3 protein-coding genes are annotated in these 3255 nt (G+C 66.7%); 1 reads left to right on the top strand and 2 read right to left on the bottom strand.

Annotated elements, in window-relative coordinates:
- Positions 1-1366, top strand: a 1366-nt coding sequence (locus ACNPM4_RS12425) for a coiled-coil domain-containing protein (RefSeq protein ID WP_448985889.1), incomplete at its 5' end; no start/stop codon positions are given.
- Between the two features lie 85 nt (positions 1367-1451).
- Here ACNPM4_RS12425 and ACNPM4_RS12430 read toward each other — a convergent pair.
- Both ACNPM4_RS12430 and ACNPM4_RS12435 read right to left on the bottom strand, forming a co-directional pair.
- Positions 1452-2624 carry a fatty acid desaturase family protein gene (locus ACNPM4_RS12430; protein ID WP_400856641.1) on the bottom strand — a complete coding sequence of 391 codons (1173 nt, stop codon included), beginning with the start codon at positions 2622-2624 and terminating at the stop codon, positions 1452-1454.
- A 94-nt stretch (positions 2625-2718) separates the two neighbouring features.
- Complete coding sequence (locus tag ACNPM4_RS12435) at positions 2719-3003, bottom strand: hypothetical protein (RefSeq protein ID WP_448985890.1); 285 nt, start codon at positions 3001-3003, stop codon at positions 2719-2721.
- Positions 3004-3255 lie beyond the last annotated feature (252 nt).

Genomic DNA, 3255 nt, shown 5'->3' on the forward strand with positions numbered 1-3255 from the left:
CCGCGACGGCGAGCGCTCGCCGGACTTCTTCGACCAGCTGATCGAGACCCCGCCCCGTGACCAGCAGGGCGCGTTCACCGTGGGCTTCCGCGGCTACGACAAGGGAGAGGTCGACGCCGCACTCGCGACCCTTCGCAATCAGCTCAAGCAGGCCGCCGCCGATGTCGCCGAGGCGCAGGCCCGCGAAGAGGAAGCCGTCGAAGCGGTGCGCGAAGAGGAGCGCAAAGCCCGCGAAGCTCTCGAGAGCGAGCTGACGGCGGCGAACGCAAAGGCATCCGATGCCGAGCAGCAGGTCACGACTCTCACCTCCGAACTCGTCGACGCACCGCAGCCCGACGGCGAAGAGGCTCCGTCGCGCCAGCAGTTCGAGGCGATCCTGCGGGTCGCCGAGGAGCAGGCGAACGTGCTCATCCAGAACGCCGCCGTGCAGGCCGACCGTCTGATGACCTCCGCCCGCGAGGAGGTGACCGCGCAGCGTGCCGAGGCCGAGGCCGACGCCGAGCGGATCACCGCCCAGGCGCAGCGCGACGCCGACCAGGTGCGCCTGAAGATGGACACCGAGTACACGGCACACGAGGCCCGCATCGAACGCGAAGCCGCCCATGCCGCAGAAAAGGTCAACCAGGCCGCTCAGGAGGCCACCGCGATCCGTACCGAGGCCGAGAAGGGCGCAGCAGCCCTGCGCTCCCTCGTCACCCGCGAGACCACTCAGCTGCGCGCCGACGCCGAGCGCGACGTCCGCGACATGAACGCCCGCGTGCTGGAGTTCGAGGAGACGCTCACCCGCCGCCAGGACGACGCGCAGCAGGAGTTCCTCGTGCTGCACAACCAGGCCGTGGCGCACGCCGAGCGGATCACCAACGACGCGAACGAGCAGGTCTCGGCATCGCTCGAGCACGCCCAGCGCATCTCCGCTCGGGCCGAGGACTACGAGCGCCTGACCCGCTCGCAGGCACAGGCCATCGAAGCCGAAGCCCAGGTCCGTGCCCGCGAGACCCTCGAACGTGCCCGCGCGAAGGCCCAGAAGATCGTCGACTCGGTCACCGGGCACACCACCGCGGTGTTGCACGACGCCGAGGACCGCACCCGTCAGCTCCGGTGGCAGCAGCAGCAGCTGTCGAGCTTCATGGCCGAGGTCAAGGAGCTCATCCGACCCGACGGCATCTTCTCCGACGACTCCCTGCCCACGGAGATCACCGGAGCGGATGCACCTGCCGCCCCGACCCCCGCGGAGGCTGCCGCAGACGAGACGCCGGAGGACACCTTCCTCGGCGATGAGGTTCTCGAAGACGAACTCGACGACGACCGCCCGCTCGAGAAGATCACGATCGACGTCGTGGAGACCAAGAAGAAGTCTTCCAAGTAGACGCAGAACGACAGAGGCGCGAGCAGGGATTCCCGCTCGCGCCTCTGTCGTTGCCGGACTGATCAGGCCCGGTGATGTCTGAGGACTACGGCCGCCCGAACTGCGCCACTGCAGGGCAGTCGAAGGGGTCTGCGCCGGCGGAGAGTCCGACACGGTTCAGGTACTCGATCACGATCATGTACGAGCGGCCGAGGCTGGTCTCCGTGTACGGCACGTCGTTCGCCGCGCAGTAGTCCCGCACGATCTCGCGCGCCTTCGCCAGGTGCGGTCGCGGCATGCTCGGGAAGAGGTGGTGCTCCACCTGGTAGTTGAGGCCGCCCATGAGCCAGGTCGTCCACCATCCACCGCTGATGTTGCGGGAGGTGCGGACCTGCTTGGTGAAGAAGTCGAGACGGGCACCGGGCTCGATGATCGGCATGCCCTTGTGGTTCGGTGCGAATGCGGCTCCCATGTAGACGCCGAAGACGGCCATCTGCACGCCCATGAAGGCGAATGCCATACCGAGCGGAAGCATCATGAACACGGGAACGAGGATGAGGGCGAATCGCAGCGTGATGATGCTGAGCTCGGTCCAGCGACCCTTCACGTTCTTCGTGGTGAGGAGGTACTTCAGCCCGAGGAAGTGGAGGTTCAGTCCCTCGAGCGTGAGCAGCGGGAAGAAGAGCCAGCCCTGCTTGCGGGTGATCAGCTTGATCAGGCCCTTCGCCTTCGCGGCGTCCTCTTCGAGGAACGAGATCGTGTCGACCTCGATGTCGGGGTCCTTGCCGACCTGGTTCGGGTTTCCGTGGTGCTTGGTGTGCTTCGAGTCCCACCACGAGTAGCTCATGCCGATGCTGGCGATGACGATGCGGGCGAGCTTGAAGTTCGCCGGCCCTGTGGTGAGGATCTGACGGTGCGCGGCCTCATGTCCGAGGAACGCGATCTGCGTCAGGACGATGCCGAGTCCCGCGGCGATGAGCAGCTGGAACCAGCTGTCGCCGAGCAGGATGAAGCCCGTGATGAGGCCACCGAGGGCGACGGCGAGCCCGGCGGCGACGAAGACGTAGAACCACTGCGTGCGGCCGAGGAGTCCCGTCTCCTTGACGACCTGGGACACCTGCTTGTATGCCTTGGCCATCGGGGGGAAGTCCGCGTTGCCGGAGTACGTCTGACGAATCGGACCCAGCGTTGCCGCGGTCGGTTCGATCTGTGTGATGGAGATGATCTTCTCCTGACGATCGGAGCCCTTGAGCTGTGGAAGCCCAAGGCAGTTGCCCAACGCTTACCTCACAGTAGCCCTGCCCGCATGCGCCTTCGGGAATACATCCGCACCCCTTGACGGACCGCTTTCAGTGTGCGTGAAGCCCTTGATTTCAGGCGCGAGCGCGGCGCGTCTTGCGCCGCCATGCCCGCGGAAGGATCGGAGCGAAGGCGGATCCATTCCGTGCGGGCGCGTGCGCGTCCTCGAGTGCGCGGAACGCATCCTCGAGGGCCTCGAAGGCACCGAGATCGGCGCCGTGGTTGTCGCGCACGAGGTGCGTGGCGCCGTCGAACTCGACGAAGCCGGCGAATTCGCCGGCACGCGTCGCGACATGCACGTCGGCGTCGGCCTGCTTCCAGGTCAACGGATCGGATGGTGGATAGGTGGTCGTACTCATGGTGATGCTCATTGCTGTGTGGCGGACACGCGTCGGCGCTCCGCAAGATGTGAGATCGAGGCGGATACCGCACGCATCGATGTGCGCGGTCCTTTACGGCCCTGATCAGTGGCGACGTGGCGGCCGAGAGGGGCGAAGCACACACGTTGCATGATCAGGATAGCAGACCATGCTCCGGCCTCGAAACTGCCCGTGTCGCGGTCAGTTCGCCGGGGGCTCCCCGCCGCCTCCCGGTCCTCCCTCGCCGCCCCC

Source organism: Microbacterium umsixpiens (assembly GCF_053543675.1).